We start from the raw sequence: 15,764 nt of genomic DNA, 5'->3' as shown, positions 1-15,764 counted from the left end.
GGCGCGGCTCACAGCCGCCGCTCCAGTTCCTCGAGCAACGCGCTCCCGGATGCCTCACGCGCGACATCGGCGCCGAGTCTCTTCGCGGCCTCACCGTAGGACGGTGTGCTGAGAACGTCATCGAGAGCCCGGGCTATTCGTGGAGCGGAAGCGCGGCGCGACAGCGAGATCCCGGCACCTCGCGTTGTGACTCGGATGGCGTTGTCTGCCTGGTCCCTGCCGTGCGAGAGAACGATGAGCGGCACTCCCGCAGCGAGGGCTTTGATCACCGTTCCGTGGCCGCCGTGCGTGATGACGACGTCAGCCTGGCGCAGGACCTCCTGGTGGGGTGCTGACTCGACAACCGTGACGTTGGACGCCGCAACGATGTCGTCGGGGCGCACTGCTGGGCCTGTTGTGACGAGCCCGCGCACGGGCCGCATCCCCATCGCATCGACAATTCGCTGCATGCTCCCGACGTGATTCTGGAACGTTGACGACATCGCAACGAGCACGAGCGGGCCGTCACCCGCTGGCGGAACCCACGCGTCACCCACCGCCCAGCCCGGATCATCCAGAATCGGTCCGACATAGCGCGCATTGGCCGGAAGCCGTCCCGGGAAATCGAATGACCGCGACGTCAGAATCAGGTGGCGCTGTGCCCGGCGCATTTGATCCCACGCTGTCGTTACCGGGCTCAACCCGTATTCAGCACGAAGCGCGTTGGTCCCGGCCAGGGCGTACCTGTCGAAGAGTCGAACCCCGGCGGCCGAGAAAACCCTGTCGCGTGTGCGGCCGAGAGGTCCGTGAGAAGGCGTGAGCCCCGCCCCGAACGGCGGCATCCCCTCGGCAGGAAAGGGATAGACGTTGGGAACGAGGAGGTCGAACGGAACGCCGCGGGCCTCCGCAGCAACCATCGCGCCGACCGCGAAGGCGGATGCAACGACGAGGTCGGGGTGGAGTGAATCGATCGCCGCCCCGGTATCGATGGCCTGGGCGGGCGCTGGCCCGATCATCATGTGGTCGGCCATGGCTTTGGCGAGTCCCAGCGGTGACAGGTCCCAGTCCCGGAAGACACCGGACGGGGCCGACGCGCGGGGAAGGAAGTCGGCGCCGGTGCTGTGCACCTGATCCGCGATCGACTCGCCCGCGAGCACCGTGACACTGTGCCCCCAGTCGACGAGCCGGCGAACAACCCCGAGCTCCGGTGGAACCGTGCCGCCGGCGTCGATGAGCGCGAACAGATAACGACGGGGCTGCGCACCCCGTATGGACTCCTGCGGTTCCTCACCACCGGTCATGCCGCCATGCTAGGCACCCCGCACCGAACAGGCAACGGGGTCAGGCGAACAGGGTGCAGGCGAACGGGGCTCCGACGGACTCGCCACAGTGCTCGAACAATTCACGCCGGTCCTACGCCGGCCGAGCCAGTAGTGTAGTCTCGCGAGTGACATACCGGCTGGTCGGTTGGTATTCGATCCGCACCGGTACCCGCGACGCCACAGGCAGAGAACTCGAAGGAGAGCGAATGCAGAGATTCGAGGGCCGGGTTGCCCTGATCACCGGCGGCAGCCGCGGGATCGGACTGGCCATCGCCCACCGACTTGTTGCGGAGGGCGCCTACGTCGTCATCACCGGTCGGAAGCAGGACGCCCTCGACGCGGCCGTCGCCGAACTGGGCGAACGGGCTTCGGCTGTCCAGGGCAAGGCGGATGACGGTGACCACAGGGCCGCAACGCTTGCGCACGTGCTGGATCGCCACGGTCGGCTCGATCACCTGGTCAATAACGCCGGCATCAACCCCGCGTACGGACCGGTTCTCGAAAGCGACCCGTCGATCATCCGCAAAATCCTCGACGTCAACGTAATCGCCGCCCTCGAGTGGACCCGCGACGCTGTCGCCGCCGGACTCAGCCGGTCTGTGGTGAACCTCGCGTCGATCTCGGCGCTGGCAGCGAGTCCGGGTATCGCGTTCTACGGCGTCTCGAAGGCGGCACTCATCAACCTGACAACGCAACTCGCCTTCGAGCTCGCGCCGGGCATCCGGGTCAACGCGGTGGCCCCGGCCGTCATCAAGACGGACTTTGCACGTGCGCTGTACGAGGGCAGGGAAGCAGCCGTCGCCGAGGAGTATCCACTCGGCCGGCTCGGCGAACCGGAGGATGTCGCGGGTCCTGTAGCGTTCCTCCTCTCGGAGGACGCCGCCTGGATCACCGGACAATGCGTTGTGATCGATGGCGGCGGCAGCATCCGCCCGGTTGGCTGACCATGACGAGAGAACTGACGAAGGAAAGACGGATGAGAGAAACCACAGTCGTAGACGACATCACCCGAGCGGCGGTCGAGCTCTTCGCCGCGAACGGGTACGCCAACACGTCGGTGCAGCAGGTCGTCGACAAGGCGGGTGTGACCAAGGGCGCGATGTACCACTACTTCCAGTCCAAGGACGATCTCCTCTTCGCTATCTATGAGCGCATACTCACCGAACAAAAGGCACACCTTGACGCGATCGTCGCACGCGGTGGCCCCGTCGCCGACGTGTTGCGCGCCGCCTGCATCGACGTGATCGAGACCTCGATCGACTTCCTGCCGGAGGGCACCGTCTTCTTCCGCAGCATGCACATGCTTTCCCAGCCCCGCCAGCACGAGGTCACCCGCCGTCGCCGTGCGTACAACGATGTGTTCAGCACGCTCATCGAAACCGGGCAGAAGGAGGGCATTTACCGCACAGACATTCCTCGCCCCGTTCTCATCGCCCATTTCTTCAGCGACGTGCACTACCTGTCGCACTGGTACTCCCCCGAGGGCCCCGAAGACAAAACCCTCCTGGCCCAGCAGCTCACGGATCTCTACCTCGTCAGCATTGCGGCGAACAATGCCTGACACTGAGCTCATGCGGGCGTGGAGGGTCGTCCGCCACGGAGAACCAGCGGAGGTCCTCGAACTCCACGACGTTCCGATTCCTCAACCGGCTCGAGGCGAGGTCCTGATTCGCACGCGCGCGGTCGCCGTCAACTTTCCGGACGTCCTGCTCGCTCGAGGCGAGTACCAGGTGCGCCCCGAGATTCCGTTCAGCCCTGGCATTGAGCTGTGCGGCGAGATCGTCGGCATCGGTGACGCAACGGATGCCGATGGCGACGCGTCGTTCGCGATCGGCGACCGGGTGGTTGGCACCGGCATCGGAGTACTCGCTGAATACGCGGTGCTTCCGGTCAGCGCCGTGCACCTCGCCCCCGCCAGCCTCAGCGATGAGCAGGCCGCCGGCCTCATGATCGCCTACCAGACCGCGTGGTTCGCCCTGCATCGACGTGCGGCGATCCAGCCAGGCGAGACCCTTCTGGTCCACGCCGCAGCCGGCGGCGTCGGAAGCGCTGCGGTCCAGCTCGGTGTGGCTGCAGGTGCACGGGTGATTGGCGTTGTGGGCAGCGCAGCCAAAGCGGAGTCGGCGCGTGCTGCCGGTGCCGAGGCCGTCATCGTCCGCGGCGACGAGGACTTTGTCGCCAGGGTGAACGAGATCACCGGCGGCCGCGGTGCCGACGTCGTGTTCGACCCGGTCGGCGGCGAGAGCTTCGAACGCTCGACCAAGTGCATCGGGTTCGAGGGACGAATCGTCGTCGTTGGCTTTGCGAGTGGCGCGGTACCCGAGGTGAAGGCCAACCACGCCCTCGTCAAGAACTACGGGGTGCTCGGCCTGCACTGGGCCCTGTACTCCGAGCGTCGGCCCGAGCTTGTCCGGCAGGCCCATGCCGCGCTGACGGAACTCGCCGAGACGGGCGCCATCTCCCCGCTCATCGGCGGCGTCGTCGACGTCGACGACGCACCGGCCGCGATTCAGGAGCTGGCCGGCGGGCAGACCGTCGGGCGCCTCATCATCCGTTTCGACTGACATCATCCGTTTCGACTGACCACCGACACAGGGAGCTTTCCGTGACGAACCTCGAAGGGCGGGTCGCCGTCGTCACGGGCGGATCCCGCGGGCTGGGTGCTGCGTACGTGCGCGCACTTCACGCGGCGGGCGCACGCGTGGTTATTGCCGACCTGCTCCACGACGAAGGAGTCGCACTGGCGACCGAACTCGGCGACGGGGCGGTCTTCGAACGCCTCGATGTGACGAACGAGGAGGACTGGTCCAGGGTGGTCGACTCCGCGATCGCGGCGTTCGGGTCACTCGACGTCCTCGTCAACAACGCCGGCATCGCGAACGCGGCACCGATCGAGCACTACACGACGGCCAAGTGGGATGCCGTGATCGCGGTCAACCTCACCGGGGTGTTTCTCGGCTGCCGCGCGGTTGTGCCGGCGATGAAGCGTCAGGCATCCGGATCCATCATCAATATCTCCTCGGTTGAAGGGCTGCGTGGCAGCCCCGGCCTGCACGGGTACACCGCGTCGAAGTTCGGCGTGCGCGGACTCACCAAGTCGCTCGCCGTCGAACTCGGGCCGGCTGGAATCCGCGTCAATTCGGTGCACCCTGGCCTCATCCTCACCGACATGACGACACGCATCGACCCCGAGGCGCTGTCGATTCCGCTCGGCCGCCCCGCGCTGCCCGAGGACGTCGCGGGCACCGTCGTCTTTCTCGCGAGTGACGCATCGGGCTACACAACGGGCGCCGAGTTCGTCGTCGACGGCGGCATGACCACCGCCATCGCCCACCGCTAGCCGACCGACAGAGCCGGCATCATCGTCCGCAGATGTGGGTCGGATGCTCTCGCCAAAGTTTCCATACCGGCTAGTCGGTATCTGTTGTAGAGTGACCTCATCCCGACACAAAGAGGTGCCGATGTCCACGCAACAACCTGTCCGGCCGAGCGACTCCCGCGACGCTGCCCCTCGCCTCGCGATCACCGAGCTCACCGTGCGGTTCGGCGGCCTGACGGCCCTCGATGCCGTGTCGTTCGACGTGGGCGCCGGTGAAACCGTCGCGCTTATCGGGCCGAACGGCGCTGGTAAGACCACGGTCTTCAACTCGGTGTGCGGGCTGGTCAAACCGTCGGCGGGGAGCGTGACGGTCGACGGGGTGCCCGCACCTGCGTCGCCGACCGGCCTCATCCGCCACGGCGTTGCTCGCACCCTCCAGGGACTCGGACTGTTCGACGGCATGAGCGTTCTCGAGAACGTACTCGTTCCGCTGGCCGCGCCGGGCAGGTCGGGCCGGGCGGCCGGACCCGGGCGAGCCGGCGCCGACGCTGTGACGACCGCAACCGAGACCCTGCGTGACCTCGGCCTCGACGCTGAGGCGCATCGGCCGGTCGACTCGCTGCCATACCCCGAGCGGAAGCGCGTTGCACTGGCCCGCGCCCTCGTCACCCAGCCGACCCTCCTGCTCCTCGATGAGCCGGCGGGCGGGCTCGGCGCCGGCGATATCGCCGATCTCTCGGCCATCGTGCGCCGGGTCGCGGCGACGGGGTGCTCGGTTCTGCTCGTCGAACACCACATGGACTTCGTGATGGCTCTCGCCGACCGAGTCGCCGTTCTCGACTTCGGTCGTGTCATCGCCTGCGGCACCCCTGGCGAGGTGCAGGCCGACCCGCGCGTCGAGGAAGCCTACCTGGGCGTTGAGGTCGCATCGTGACCGCACTGCTCGAGATCGACGCACTGTGCGCGGGCTACGGCGAAACACCGGTCCTGCGTGAGGTCAGCTTCAGCGTTCAGACCGGGGGCATCGTCGCCCTGCTCGGAGCGAACGGGGCGGGCAAGACCACGCTGCTGCGGTCGATCGCCGGTCTCATTTCCCCCACGTCAGGCAGCATCCGTTTCGCCGGAGTTGACCTCGCGGCGGTCGGCGTCGAGGACCGGGTGCGGCGAGGACTCGCCCAGGTGCCCGAGGGACGGAGCATCGTGGCCGAGCTCACTGTCGACGAGAACCTCCGCCTCGGTGGGCTGTGGCGGTTTTCTCCACGGGAACTCGGCGGGGCGGTCGACGAGATCTACGCCCTGTTTGAACCGCTCGCCCAGCGCCGCACCAGTTCGGGCCACCAGCTCTCCGGCGGAGAACGCCAGATGCTCGCGCTCGGCAGGGCCATTATCGCGAGGCCGAAGCTGCTCGTGCTCGACGAGCCATCGCTCGGGCTCGCGCCGCGGGTGGTCGCACAGATCATGACCGTGTTGCGGCGACTTCGCGACACGACGGGGCTCACCGTGCTGCTCGCCGAGCAGAACGTCGTGAGCGCACTCTCCATCGCCGACCACGGGGTCGTGCTTGGCCTCGGCACACTCGTCGCCGACCGCCCGTCCGCCGAACTCACCTCCGACGACGCCCTCCGACACGCCTACCTGGGGTTCTGATGGGTCAACTCATCTTCCTGCTCGCCACGGGCCTCGCGCGCGGCGCGATCTTCGCCCTGTTCGCGCTCTCGCTCGTACTCATCTGGCGCGCGGCACGCATCGTCAACTTCGCGCAGGGCGCGATGGCCCTCGTCGCCACCTACATCGCATTCGCCGTGACGGGCCTGACCGGCTCGTACTTCGCGGGGCTGGGTGCGGCGATCCTCGCCGGGCTCCTGGTCGGCTTTGCCATTGAGCGCGGCGTCATGCGGTTCGCTCCAGCGGGCCAGCCGCTCGCGGGTGTCATCATCGCCATCGGACTCGTGATGGTGCTGCAATCAGCCCTCGGCATCCTGTTCGGCCAGCAATACCGCCCGATGGATGCCCCGTTCGACGAAAGTCCCATTCTGATCGGCGGTATTGCCGTTCTGTCGCCGTACGACCTGTTCGTCCTCATCGTCGCCGTGGTTGTGATGTCGCTGCTTGGCCTGCTGTTCACGCGGACCTCGCTTGGCCTGCAACTGCGGGCATCCGCGTTCGCCCCTGAGGTGTCGCGGCTGCTCGGTGTCCGGGTCTCGCGCATGCTCACCCTCGGCTGGATGCTCTCCTCGGCGGTGAGTGCGCTCGCGGCGCTGCTGCTCGTGCCGACCGAACTCGGGCTGAACCCGCACTCCACGGACATGCTGTTCGTGTACGCGTTCACCGTCGCTGTCGTCGGCGGACTCGATTCGCCGGTGGGTGCGCTTCTCGGCGGCCTTGCGGTCGGCATCCTGATCACGCTCGTCACCGGTTTTCTCGGGTCGACTGTCGCGCCGATCGCGGTACTCGCGCTCCTGGTCTGCGTGCTGCTCGTGCGCCCCGGCGGCGTCTTCTCAACGGGCAAGGTGAGGGTCGCATGAAACGGATAATGGTGTCGCTCACCGGCACACCACGCGTGATCGCAGGAGGTGTGGCGCTGACGGTGCTCGCCATCGCCTGCACGTTCCTGCTCGACCCGTACCGCAACTACCAGCTGGCGCTCGTGGCTGCGTACCTCTGTGCCACCGCCGGGCTCACCCTGCTCATCGGCCTGACCGGACAGTTGTCGCTCGGCCACGCCGCGCTGATGGCGGCCGGAGGGTACGGGTACGCGCTCACCGCGAACGCGCTGACGGATGCCGGTATCGAGGGGCTCCCCCGGTTCGTCCTTGGGCTGCTCGCTGGCGTTGTTGCCGCTGGTGTCATCGGCCTGCTGCTCGGACTCGCTGCGGCGCGGCTGCACGGCCCGTACCTCGCCGGTGTCACGCTCGCGCTCGTCATCGCCCTTCCCGCGTTCACCAGTGTCTTCGTTGGGGTGTTCCGCGGCGACCAGGGAGTGCAGATCGCTTACGACGGGGTTCCCGAAGCGCTGTCGACCCTCATCGCCGTCGAGCAGTGGCAGGCCTGGGTGGCGATCCTCGTCGCTGGCGTCACGCTCACACTTCTCACGCTGGTGAGAAACGGCAAAGCAGGGCTACGGATGCGTGCGGTGCGGGACGACGAAGTGGCGGCTCGCCTCAGCGGCATCCCCGCCGGCCGGGTGAAGGTGCACGCCTTCCTCGTGAGCGCACTCGGCGCCGGCGCCGGCGGAGCCGTGTTGTGCTTCGTCACCCAGTCGGTCAGCCCCGGCGCATACACGCTGGCGTTTTCGCTCCTGCTCGTTGTCGCCGTTGTGGTCGGTGGCCTGGGCAGCATCCTTGGCGCAGCCATCGGTTCCGCCCTCATCGTTCTGCTGCCGTGGCTGGTGCAGACGGGTACCGGGGCACTGCCCCTGCCCGGGGAACTCCAGCAGCGACTCTCCGGCAACCTCCCGGTCCTCGTCTTCGGTGCCCTGCTCATCATCGTGACCGCCGTCTGGCCGGGAGGCATCCGGGGGGCTCTCCGTGGGCGGAAGGCACTCCGGGGTCGGCGGCCGGGCACGCCGAGCGCGTCGCAGAAGGGCGCCATCCCCACCCGCGCCAGCGTTGCGGTCTCTCGGGCAGCCATCCGGGGCAGCTCCCCCGCGACGGGGTCGACAGCATCCGGACCCGCAGCATCCGGCGCAATCGCGCCAGACCAGACGTCATCCGGCGCAACCGCATCCGGTCAGACGGCATCCGGCGCAATCGCATCCGGCGCAACGCCATCCGGACCCACAGCATCCGGAACCCCCGACCACAGCCCGACCGACCACAGCCCGAATGAATCCATCACCACCGAACCCCTCACCACCGAGCCCGTCTCCACCGAATCAGAGAGGTGACCCATGTCACATCGAAGCGCACCACCACGCAGTGCACCACGCAGCGCCGTTACCGTCGCAGCGGCATCCGTCATGATCATCGCGCTGAGCGGATGCAGCACCCCGGCACCGGCGGGCGAGGCCGCCAACACACCGGGCATCACCGAAGAGACCGTGACCATCGGCACCCACCACCCGCTCACCGGGCCAGCCGCCGCGGGGTACGCCTCGATTTCCGCGGCGACGACCGCCTACTTCGAGTATCTCAACGAACAGGGTGGAATCCACGGCCGCACCATCGAGTACGTCGTCAAGGACGACGGCTACAACCCATCGAACACCCAGAACGTCGTGCGTGAACTCGTCGAAGAGGACGAGGTCTTCGCCGTAGTGAACGGGCTCGGCACACCGACGCACACCTCGGTGCTCGACTACCTCAACCAGAAGAAAGTGCCGGACCTGTTCGTCGCCTCGGGATCCACGAGCTGGAACCAGCCCGAGAAGTACCCGTACACCTTCGCGTACAACGTCGACTACGTCGCGGAGGGCGAGGCGCTCGCTCAATACGCCGAGGATGAGTTCCCCGGCAAGAGCGTCTGCGTACTGGGCCAGGACGATGACTTCGGCACGGAGTTCACGACGGGGCTGCAGAACGTCCTCGGCGCTGACGGGCTCGCCAGCGTTCAGACGTACTCGGTGTCCAACCAGGACGTCGTCGCCCAGATCAGCGCCATGAAGGCGGCGGGCTGCGAGATCAACATGCTCGCGACCGTCAACGGTTTCACCGCCCTCGCGGTCGGTACAGCGGCGAAGCTCGGCTATGCACCGCAGTGGTTCTCGTCGTCCTCCGGCGGCGATTACCCGACCCTCGTCACCTTCCTCGGCGCAGACCTTGCCCCGAAGCTGCTGCAGGGATTTGTCAGCACCAACTACCTGCCCTTCGGCCAGGACGACGAGTGGCGCGCCCTGTTCGAGGAGATCAACGCCGAGTACAACGATGACGCTCCGTTCGACGGCAACACCGTCTACGGCATGAGCGTCGGCTACCTCTTCGCCGAAGCGCTCGCGGCCGCCGGCGAAGACCCCACGAGGGAGAGCCTGATCGAGGCCATCAGCTCGGGCGATCTCGAGGGGAACGGCGTCGTACCACTGTCGTTCGGCGACGACAGCCACGCGGCCTTCATGGGCGTCGGCATCACCACCGTCGACGGCGGTGTCCAGGATTTCGTCGGTTCCACCTACGTGAGTGACGGCGACGGCAAGGTCTCGAAGGAAGAGGTTGAACCCGTGTCGCTCAGCAACGAGGGCGTGCCTGAGGGTTAAACCGCAACAGAGAGAACGGATGCCGCGGACCTGCCAGGCCCGCGGCATCCGTTTGCCTGTGGCGGGCATCCGCCGCCGCCCCGACACTCGTCTGTCACAAATGGTTGCTAAACGCCCGTGAGCCTGCACCGTTGTTTTCGGGAGGTAATTCGCGGGGTGCGTCGACGTATCGGCGGCGGACCCGCGGTTTCTCCTCCCGAAGAGACGGTGACGGGCGGCGCCGCGCCGACATTCGCGACGGACGAACCGCGCCCGGCACTCGGGTCCTGGGGTGTCGCCATGCGCCTGCACCGGTGTTTCGGGAGGTAATTCGCAGGGTGCGTCGACGTATGGGCGACGGACCCGCCGTTTCTCCTCTCGAAGTGACGGTGACGGGCGGCGCCGGGCCGGCATTCGCGACGGACGAACCCGCCCGGCGCTCGGCCCTGGGGTGGCGCCCATGCGCCTGCACCGGTGTTTCGGGAGGTAATTCGCCGGGTGCATCAACGTATGGGCGGCGGACCCGCGGTTTCTCCTCCCGAAGTGAAGGTGACGGGCGGTGCCGCCCCGCGCCGCCGTTGGTGACGGACGAACCCTCGACACACTCATCTGTCACAAATGGTTGCTAAACCCGCGCCATAAGCGCACTTTGTGACAGATGAAGGGCCGCCACCGCCCACATCCGCGACGGATGAGCCCCGCCCAGCATTCATCTGTCACAAATGGTGGTTAACCCGCGCCATAACCGCAGGTTGTGACAGACGAACGGCCGCCGACCGCGGGACCCGCGCCGCCGACCGCGATGGACAAACCCCGCCCGGCGCTGACGCCTCCGCGGCCGGGCTCAGCCCTGCAGGACGGTGAACTGGTCGACAAGGTGCCGCTTCAGCACCTTTCCGCTGCCGCCGAGGGGCAGGGCGTCGACGAGGTGCACCACCCGGGGGTACTTGTACGCGGCGATACGCTCCTTGCAGAACGCGATGAGCTCATCGGAGTCGAGCTCCCGCCCGTCGAGCGCGACCACAGCGGCGTGCACCTCCTGGCCGTGCGTGTCGTGGGCGAGCCCGAACACGGCGGCCATCGCGATGTCGGGATGCCGGGACAGCACAGCCTCGACCTCGGTCGGGTACACGTTGTAACCGTTGCGCACGATCATGTCTTTCTTGCGGTCGACGATCGTGACGATCCCGTCCTCATATGTGCCGAGGTCGCCCGTGCGGAACCAGCCGTCGACGACCGCCTCCGCCGAGGCATCCGCTCGACCGAGGTACCCCTTGAAGAGGTTGTGGCCCCGAACGATGATCTCGCCGAGAGCCCCGGGCGGCGCAAACTCGATGCGCCCCTCGACCTCAGCCTCGGCGATCGCGATGTCCACGCCCCAGAGCGCACGGCCGACGGTTCCGGGGCGAATGGGCTCGTACACACTGTTGAACGACACGGTCGGCGCCGTCTCGGTGAGGCCGTAGCCCTCGTGCACCTCGGCACCGTATGCCCGCTGGAAGGCCTCGAGCACCGCAACCGGCAGCGCCGCCCCGCCCGACACCGCGTAGCGGAGCGGCGGGCGCTCCCCAGTGCGGGACGCGGCCTGGATCATGCCGACGAACATCGTCGGCACCGCGGTGAACACCGTCGCCTGGTGCGCGACGAGCAGCGCAAGTGCCTCGTCCGGATCGAACCGCGGCAACAGGATGATCGATGCCCCGCGCCGCAAGGCGATGTTCATGACGGCGGTCTGCCCGAAGGTGTGGAACAGCGGCAGCCCGCCGAAGATCACATCATCGGTGCGCATATCGAAGGAGTCGATGAGTGAGCAGTGCACCTGCTCGACGAGGGCGAGGTGAGAACCTACCGCTCCCTTGGGCGTCCCGGTGGTCCCGCTCGTGTAGAGGATCGTTGCCGCTTCGAGCGGATTCATCGAGACAATCCGTTCGATTGGTTCGGATGCCGCGGCTTCGGCCTCGAGACGCGGTACGTCTGGCCCGCCTGCCTCGGGCGGCGGCACGAGCACCGAGACGAGCGGCACCCCGGCGGCCTGAGCAGCCGGGATCGCTTCGGCGAGCAGCGGCGCTGCGGCAACGAGCACGTCGGCCCCGCTGTCCTTCAGCACAAAAGCGATCTCCTCGGCTTTGAAGAGCAGGTGGATCGGAACAACGATGGCACCGAGCGACAGCGCCGCGTAGTACACCCGCGGAAAGTCGGGCACGTTGGGAACGAGCATCGCGACCCGGTCACCGCGTCCGATGCCGCGGTCCCGGAGCGCGCCCGCATATGCGCGCGTCTCGTCCCACAGCTGCCCGTAGCTGATGGTGTTGCCGTAGAAGTGAATGGCGGGGCTGTCGGGCCTCCGGTTCGCGGTTTCAGAGAGGATGCTCGCGACCGAGAGCGTGCCGAAGCCGTCGCCGTCGATGGCGAGGTCTGGGTGGTGTGCCATGGGGATCTCCTTTGATCACAGGGTTGGTTGGGGGTAACGACTTTTCAGCGCCGCAGCTCGGCTTTTCCGAGCGCGGCGAGGTGGACTTCGTCGGGACCGTCAGCGATGCGCAGTGCTCTCGCGCCCGCGAACATCTCGGCGAGCGGGACGTCCCGAGACAGGCCGGCACCACCGAAGAGCTGCATGGCCCGATCGAGGATCGTCTGAACAGCGCGCGGAACGGCGATCTTGATGGCCTGGATCTCGGTCATCGCGGCACGGTTGCCGACGGTGTCCATGAGCCAGGCGGTTTTCAGCACGAGCAGCCGCAGCGACTCGATGCTGATGCGCGACTCGGCGGCCCACTCGCGCACGACGCCCTGGCTCGCGAGCGGCGCGCCGAAGGCGACACGGTCGTTGGCACGCTCGCGCACCAGGGCAACGGCGCGCTCCGCCATGCCGAGCGCCCGCATGCAGTGGTGAATCCTGCCGGGCCCGAGCCGCGCCTGCGCGATAGCGAATCCGTCGCCCTCAGCCCCGATCAGGTTCGACACCGGCACCCGCACATCGTGGAACACGATCTCAGCGTGCCCACCGTGGTCCCGGTCGTCGTAGCCGAAAACGGTGAGCGGCCGCACGACCTCGACGCCGGCGGCATCCCTCGGCACCAGAATCATCGACTGTTGCCTGTGCCGCTCGGCCGCAGGGTCGGTCTTGCCCATCACGATCAGGATCTCGGCGTTCGGGTTCATCGCACCGGTCGACCACCACTTCCGCCCGGAGATCACGTAGTGGTCCCCGTCACGACGGATGCTGGTAGCGACGTTGGCTGCATCGGACGACGCCACGTCCGGCTCGGTCATACAGAATGCCGAACGGATGCGGGCGTCGAGGAGCGGTTCGAGCCAGCGCTTTTTCTGTTCCTCGGAGCCGAAGTCGGCGAGCACCTCCATGTTGCCCGTGTCCGGCGCCGCACAGTTGAGGGCGACAGGCGCGAGTCGCGGGCTCCACCCGGTGAGCTCCGCGAGCGGCGCGTACTGCAGGTTGGTGAGTTTCGCCCCGTGCTCGCCAGGCAGGAACAGGTTCCACAACCCACGCTCGCGTGCCAGCCCCCGCAGCTCATCGACGACGGGCCGGAATCCCCACTCGTCCGGCGTCGCTCGAAGTTGAGCGTCGAGCACCGGCTCGGCCGGAATCACGTGCTCGTCGAGAAAGGCGCGCAGGGTTGTGACCAGTTCGGTCGTGCGGGGGTCTTCGGCGAAGTCCATGGTCGTCAGAGTCCTCTCAGGGCGGAGCGGGCGAGTCCCTCTTCGGCGAGGGGCTCCACGAGCTGGCCGATGCGGTCGAAGCCGTCACCGACGGTCTCGCCCGCCTGGTATCGGCAGTGGATGCCCTCGAGGATGACAGCGAGCTTGTACGCCGCGAACGCGCGGTACCAGCCGAGATCGGGAGTCGCGATCCCCGCGTGTGCGGCATAGGCATCCACCATCTCGTCAAAGCCGGGATAGCCGGCGTCGAGGTCGACGGCGCTCGGTGCGACTCCGCGCCCGCCGGGCAGCTCGGCGATGCTCCAGTAGAGGCCGAGCATGCCGAGGTCGACGAGCGGGTCGCCAAGGGTCGCCATCTCCCAGTCGAGGATCGCCGTGATGCGCGGGGCCGCTGACGCGCCACGACCGCCATCCACGAGCGCGTTATCCAGCCGGTAATCGCCGTGCACGAGCGTGGAACGGCCGGCCGACGGCATCCGTTCACCGAGCCCGGCCTGAAGCTCATCGAGCCGTGGCACCTCGCGCGTGCGCGACGCACCGAGCTGCCTGCGCCATGTCCTCAGCTGCCTGTGCAGGTAACCGTCCGCGCGCCCAAAGGTGTCGAGCCCGACGGATGCCGGCGGGATGGCGTGCAGTTCGGCCAGAATTCCGGCGAGGCTGAGTCCGAGCGCGCGCAGCTCACCCGACGCGAAATCGGCGTTCTGTGCCGGGTCGGACAGTACCCGACCCGCAACGAGGTCCATCACGAAGAACGGGGTCCCGGTGACCTCGCTCGCCGCCGTGTCGTCGACGAGGTCGATGGTCGGCGGCACCGGCACAGCAGTGCCCTGCAGTGCGGTGATCACCCGGTATTCACGCGCCATGTCGTGGGCACTCGACAATACGTGACCCAGCGGCGGACGACGCAGCACCAGGGGCCGACGCCCGCCGTCGATGCGGTAGGTGAGGTTGCTGCGCCCCCCGGTGATGAGCCTGGCCGACAACGGACCGCTCGAGAGCTCGGGATGTTCGCGTGCAAGCCACTCGGTGAGCCCTCTGACATCCAGCCCGGGAGAGTCGGTCATCGTCGACCACCTTTCACGCGCGAGTGCCGCGCAGCGAGCGACCCAGCAGGACCGCGTTCCGCCAGCATACCGCGTGGTCGGTATGTTCGCACTACCCCGGGGGGATCAGGCGAGCAGATCGCGTTCGATCACCGAGCGGATGCCGGTGGGGATCGGCGTCGGGGTACGGTCGGCCGCACCGACGAAGACGTGCACGAAGCGGCCGACGGCGATCGGCTCCTCCTGGCCCGGTCGCAGGATCCCGAGGGCCCAGGTGACGCTCGTCGTCCCGAGCCGTTCGATGCCGATGCCGACCTCGAGTGGTTCGGGAAACGACGCGGAGGCGCGGAACTCGCACGACGATGCGGCGCACAGGGCGATGGCATCGCCCTGCGGATCGAGGCCTCCGTTGCCCATCATCCAGGTGTTGATGGCGGTGTCCATCGCCTCGTAGTAGACGGTGTTGTTGAGGTGTCCGTACTGGTCGTTATCGTTCCAGCGTGTGGCGAATGGCAGCCGTACTCCGTAGCGCATCAGGCAACCCTCAGCAGCACGCGAAACGCCACTCGCGCTCGATCGGTGCTGGGTTCGTCGCCGGCAATGAGGTCGGCATAGGTGAAGGATTCAGAGATCCGGACCAGCAGGTAGGCGAGTTCCGCCGGGTCGATGGCACCGCCGAGGGGGGCGTCGCCGAGCTCCCGCCGGACGAGCCAGTCGGCCGTCGCCACGTACCGGCGCTGGATCTCGCTCTCGGTGGTCGTCAGCAGCCGGAGCGCCCGAGCGGGCTCACGCTGCAGGAACTGCCGGAAGTAGGGCGCGCTGATCAGGTCATCGACGAAATGGGTGAGCACGCCCGCTACCCGCTCTTCGGCGCGCAGGTCTCCCGTGGCATCCTCCGCCTGGAGAAGAGTCGGTACAGCGAGAGACCAGAGGACCTCGGAGAGCAGCGCGTCACGATTGCCCACCCAGCGAAACAGTGAGGTGCGATCGACACCGAGATCGGCCGCCAGTGCGCTCATGTCGATGCGGCGGCCGGCGATGAACTCGTCACGGGCTCGGGCGAATGCACGTGCCGAACCCTCGTGTGCCGCCTCGGCCAGCCGGTTCGACAGCCAGGACGGAGCGAACTCGAGGCCAACGGTTCCGATGGTTGCCGCGGAGATCGCGCTTCCGGCGCGAGCTGCGACAGCGTCTGTCGTGGTGTGCATGCCGGAACTCTATCGCGTGGTCAGCGGATGCGTGCAACATTCTGGAAA

Annotated in this window: 15 protein-coding genes; 9 read left to right on the top strand and 6 right to left on the bottom strand. The window is 67.5% G+C overall.

The features are described from left to right. Nucleotides 1-8: 8 nt before the first annotated feature. Complete coding sequence (locus AC1C2N_RS09760) at nucleotides 9-1,280, bottom strand: glycosyltransferase (protein WP_495433855.1); 1,272 nt, start codon at nucleotides 1,278-1,280, stop codon at nucleotides 9-11. Between the two features lie 227 nt (nucleotides 1,281-1,507). On the opposite strand from AC1C2N_RS09760, the gene AC1C2N_RS09755 reads away from it, so the two are divergent. From AC1C2N_RS09755 to AC1C2N_RS09715, 9 genes are all read left to right on the top strand, one after another. Continuing rightward, nucleotides 1,508-2,245, top strand: a complete 738-nt coding sequence (locus tag AC1C2N_RS09755) for an SDR family oxidoreductase (RefSeq protein ID WP_495433854.1) — start codon at nucleotides 1,508-1,510, stop codon at nucleotides 2,243-2,245. A gap of 32 nt (nucleotides 2,246-2,277) precedes the next feature. After that, on the top strand, nucleotides 2,278-2,862 hold the full coding sequence (locus tag AC1C2N_RS09750) for a TetR/AcrR family transcriptional regulator (protein ID WP_483403940.1): 585 nt from the start codon (nucleotides 2,278-2,280) through the stop codon (nucleotides 2,860-2,862). Further along, nucleotides 2,855-3,865: an NADPH:quinone oxidoreductase family protein gene (locus tag AC1C2N_RS09745; RefSeq protein WP_483403939.1), complete on the top strand. Its 1,011-nt coding sequence runs from the start codon at nucleotides 2,855-2,857 to the stop codon at nucleotides 3,863-3,865. Before AC1C2N_RS09750 ends, AC1C2N_RS09745 begins: the two co-directional genes overlap by 8 nt. A 41-nt stretch (nucleotides 3,866-3,906) precedes the next feature. Beyond that, nucleotides 3,907-4,641, top strand: coding sequence for a glucose 1-dehydrogenase (locus tag AC1C2N_RS09740; protein WP_495433853.1), 735 nt, complete (start codon nucleotides 3,907-3,909; stop codon nucleotides 4,639-4,641). Nucleotides 4,642-4,762: 121 nt separating this feature from the next. Then, nucleotides 4,763-5,554 (top strand): ABC transporter ATP-binding protein, encoded by a 792-nt coding sequence (locus AC1C2N_RS09735; RefSeq protein WP_495433852.1) that lies wholly within the window; start codon nucleotides 4,763-4,765, stop codon nucleotides 5,552-5,554. Next, nucleotides 5,551-6,267 (top strand): ABC transporter ATP-binding protein, encoded by a 717-nt coding sequence (locus tag AC1C2N_RS09730; RefSeq protein WP_495433851.1) that lies wholly within the window; start codon nucleotides 5,551-5,553, stop codon nucleotides 6,265-6,267. The genes AC1C2N_RS09735 and AC1C2N_RS09730 overlap by 4 nt, the downstream gene beginning before the upstream one ends. Continuing rightward, complete coding sequence (locus AC1C2N_RS09725; protein WP_495433850.1) at nucleotides 6,267-7,145, top strand: branched-chain amino acid ABC transporter permease; 879 nt, start codon at nucleotides 6,267-6,269, stop codon at nucleotides 7,143-7,145. The genes AC1C2N_RS09730 and AC1C2N_RS09725 overlap by 1 nt, the downstream gene beginning before the upstream one ends. Then, nucleotides 7,142-8,506 carry a branched-chain amino acid ABC transporter permease gene (locus AC1C2N_RS09720; RefSeq protein WP_495433849.1) on the top strand — a complete coding sequence of 455 codons (1,365 nt, stop codon included), beginning with the start codon at nucleotides 7,142-7,144 and terminating at the stop codon, nucleotides 8,504-8,506. Before AC1C2N_RS09725 ends, AC1C2N_RS09720 begins: the two co-directional genes overlap by 4 nt. 3 nt (nucleotides 8,507-8,509) lie before the next feature. Beyond that, entirely contained in the window at nucleotides 8,510-9,808 is a 1,299-nt protein-coding gene (locus tag AC1C2N_RS09715; protein WP_495433848.1) for an ABC transporter substrate-binding protein, read from the top strand. A gap of 823 nt (nucleotides 9,809-10,631) precedes the next feature. Here the strand turns inward: AC1C2N_RS09715 and AC1C2N_RS09710 are convergent. The 5 genes from AC1C2N_RS09710 to AC1C2N_RS09690 all read right to left on the bottom strand — a co-directional run bounded on the left by AC1C2N_RS09710 (nucleotide 10,632) and on the right by AC1C2N_RS09690 (nucleotide 15,716). Next, nucleotides 10,632-12,218 (bottom strand): AMP-binding protein, encoded by a 1,587-nt coding sequence (locus AC1C2N_RS09710; protein WP_495433847.1) that lies wholly within the window; start codon nucleotides 12,216-12,218, stop codon nucleotides 10,632-10,634. 44 nt (nucleotides 12,219-12,262) lie between these two features. Beyond that, nucleotides 12,263-13,465 carry an acyl-CoA dehydrogenase family protein gene (locus AC1C2N_RS09705; protein WP_495433846.1) on the bottom strand — a complete coding sequence of 401 codons (1,203 nt, stop codon included), beginning with the start codon at nucleotides 13,463-13,465 and terminating at the stop codon, nucleotides 12,263-12,265. Between the two features lie 5 nt (nucleotides 13,466-13,470). Next, nucleotides 13,471-14,529, bottom strand: coding sequence for a phosphotransferase family protein (locus AC1C2N_RS09700; RefSeq protein ID WP_483403930.1), 1,059 nt, complete (start codon nucleotides 14,527-14,529; stop codon nucleotides 13,471-13,473). A gap of 105 nt (nucleotides 14,530-14,634) precedes the next feature. Beyond that, nucleotides 14,635-15,042, bottom strand: a complete 408-nt coding sequence (locus tag AC1C2N_RS09695; protein WP_483403929.1) for an acyl-CoA thioesterase — start codon at nucleotides 15,040-15,042, stop codon at nucleotides 14,635-14,637. Next, nucleotides 15,042-15,716 carry a QsdR family transcriptional regulator gene (locus AC1C2N_RS09690; protein WP_495433845.1) on the bottom strand — a complete coding sequence of 225 codons (675 nt, stop codon included), beginning with the start codon at nucleotides 15,714-15,716 and terminating at the stop codon, nucleotides 15,042-15,044. Before AC1C2N_RS09690 ends, AC1C2N_RS09695 begins: the two co-directional genes overlap by 1 nt. Nucleotides 15,717-15,764 lie beyond the last annotated feature (48 nt).

Source organism: Mycetocola sp. Y791 (assembly GCF_059445325.1).
Note: the sequence above shows the minus strand (reverse complement) of the source record. Positions and strands in the feature narration are given on the sequence as shown.

Coding starts and splice junctions, on each gene's coding strand:
- AC1C2N_RS09760 (WP_495433855.1), bottom strand. CDS start 1,280: ATGACCGGTGGTGAGGAACCGCAGGAGTCCATACGGGGTGCGCAGCCC.
- AC1C2N_RS09755 (WP_495433854.1), top strand. CDS start 1,508: ATGCAGAGATTCGAGGGCCGGGTTGCCCTGATCACCGGCGGCAGCCGC.
- AC1C2N_RS09750 (WP_483403940.1), top strand. CDS start 2,278: ATGAGAGAAACCACAGTCGTAGACGACATCACCCGAGCGGCGGTCGAG.
- AC1C2N_RS09745 (WP_483403939.1), top strand. CDS start 2,855: ATGCCTGACACTGAGCTCATGCGGGCGTGGAGGGTCGTCCGCCACGGA.
- AC1C2N_RS09735 (WP_495433852.1), top strand. CDS start 4,763: ATGTCCACGCAACAACCTGTCCGGCCGAGCGACTCCCGCGACGCTGCC.
- AC1C2N_RS09725 (WP_495433850.1), top strand. CDS start 6,267: ATGGGTCAACTCATCTTCCTGCTCGCCACGGGCCTCGCGCGCGGCGCG.
- AC1C2N_RS09720 (WP_495433849.1), top strand. CDS start 7,142: ATGAAACGGATAATGGTGTCGCTCACCGGCACACCACGCGTGATCGCA.
- AC1C2N_RS09715 (WP_495433848.1), top strand. CDS start 8,510: ATGTCACATCGAAGCGCACCACCACGCAGTGCACCACGCAGCGCCGTT.
- AC1C2N_RS09710 (WP_495433847.1), bottom strand. CDS start 12,218: ATGGCACACCACCCAGACCTCGCCATCGACGGCGACGGCTTCGGCACG.
- AC1C2N_RS09705 (WP_495433846.1), bottom strand. CDS start 13,465: ATGGACTTCGCCGAAGACCCCCGCACGACCGAACTGGTCACAACCCTG.
- AC1C2N_RS09700 (WP_483403930.1), bottom strand. CDS start 14,529: ATGACCGACTCTCCCGGGCTGGATGTCAGAGGGCTCACCGAGTGGCTT.
- AC1C2N_RS09695 (WP_483403929.1), bottom strand. CDS start 15,042: ATGCGCTACGGAGTACGGCTGCCATTCGCCACACGCTGGAACGATAAC.
- AC1C2N_RS09690 (WP_495433845.1), bottom strand. CDS start 15,716: ATGCACACCACGACAGACGCTGTCGCAGCTCGCGCCGGAAGCGCGATC.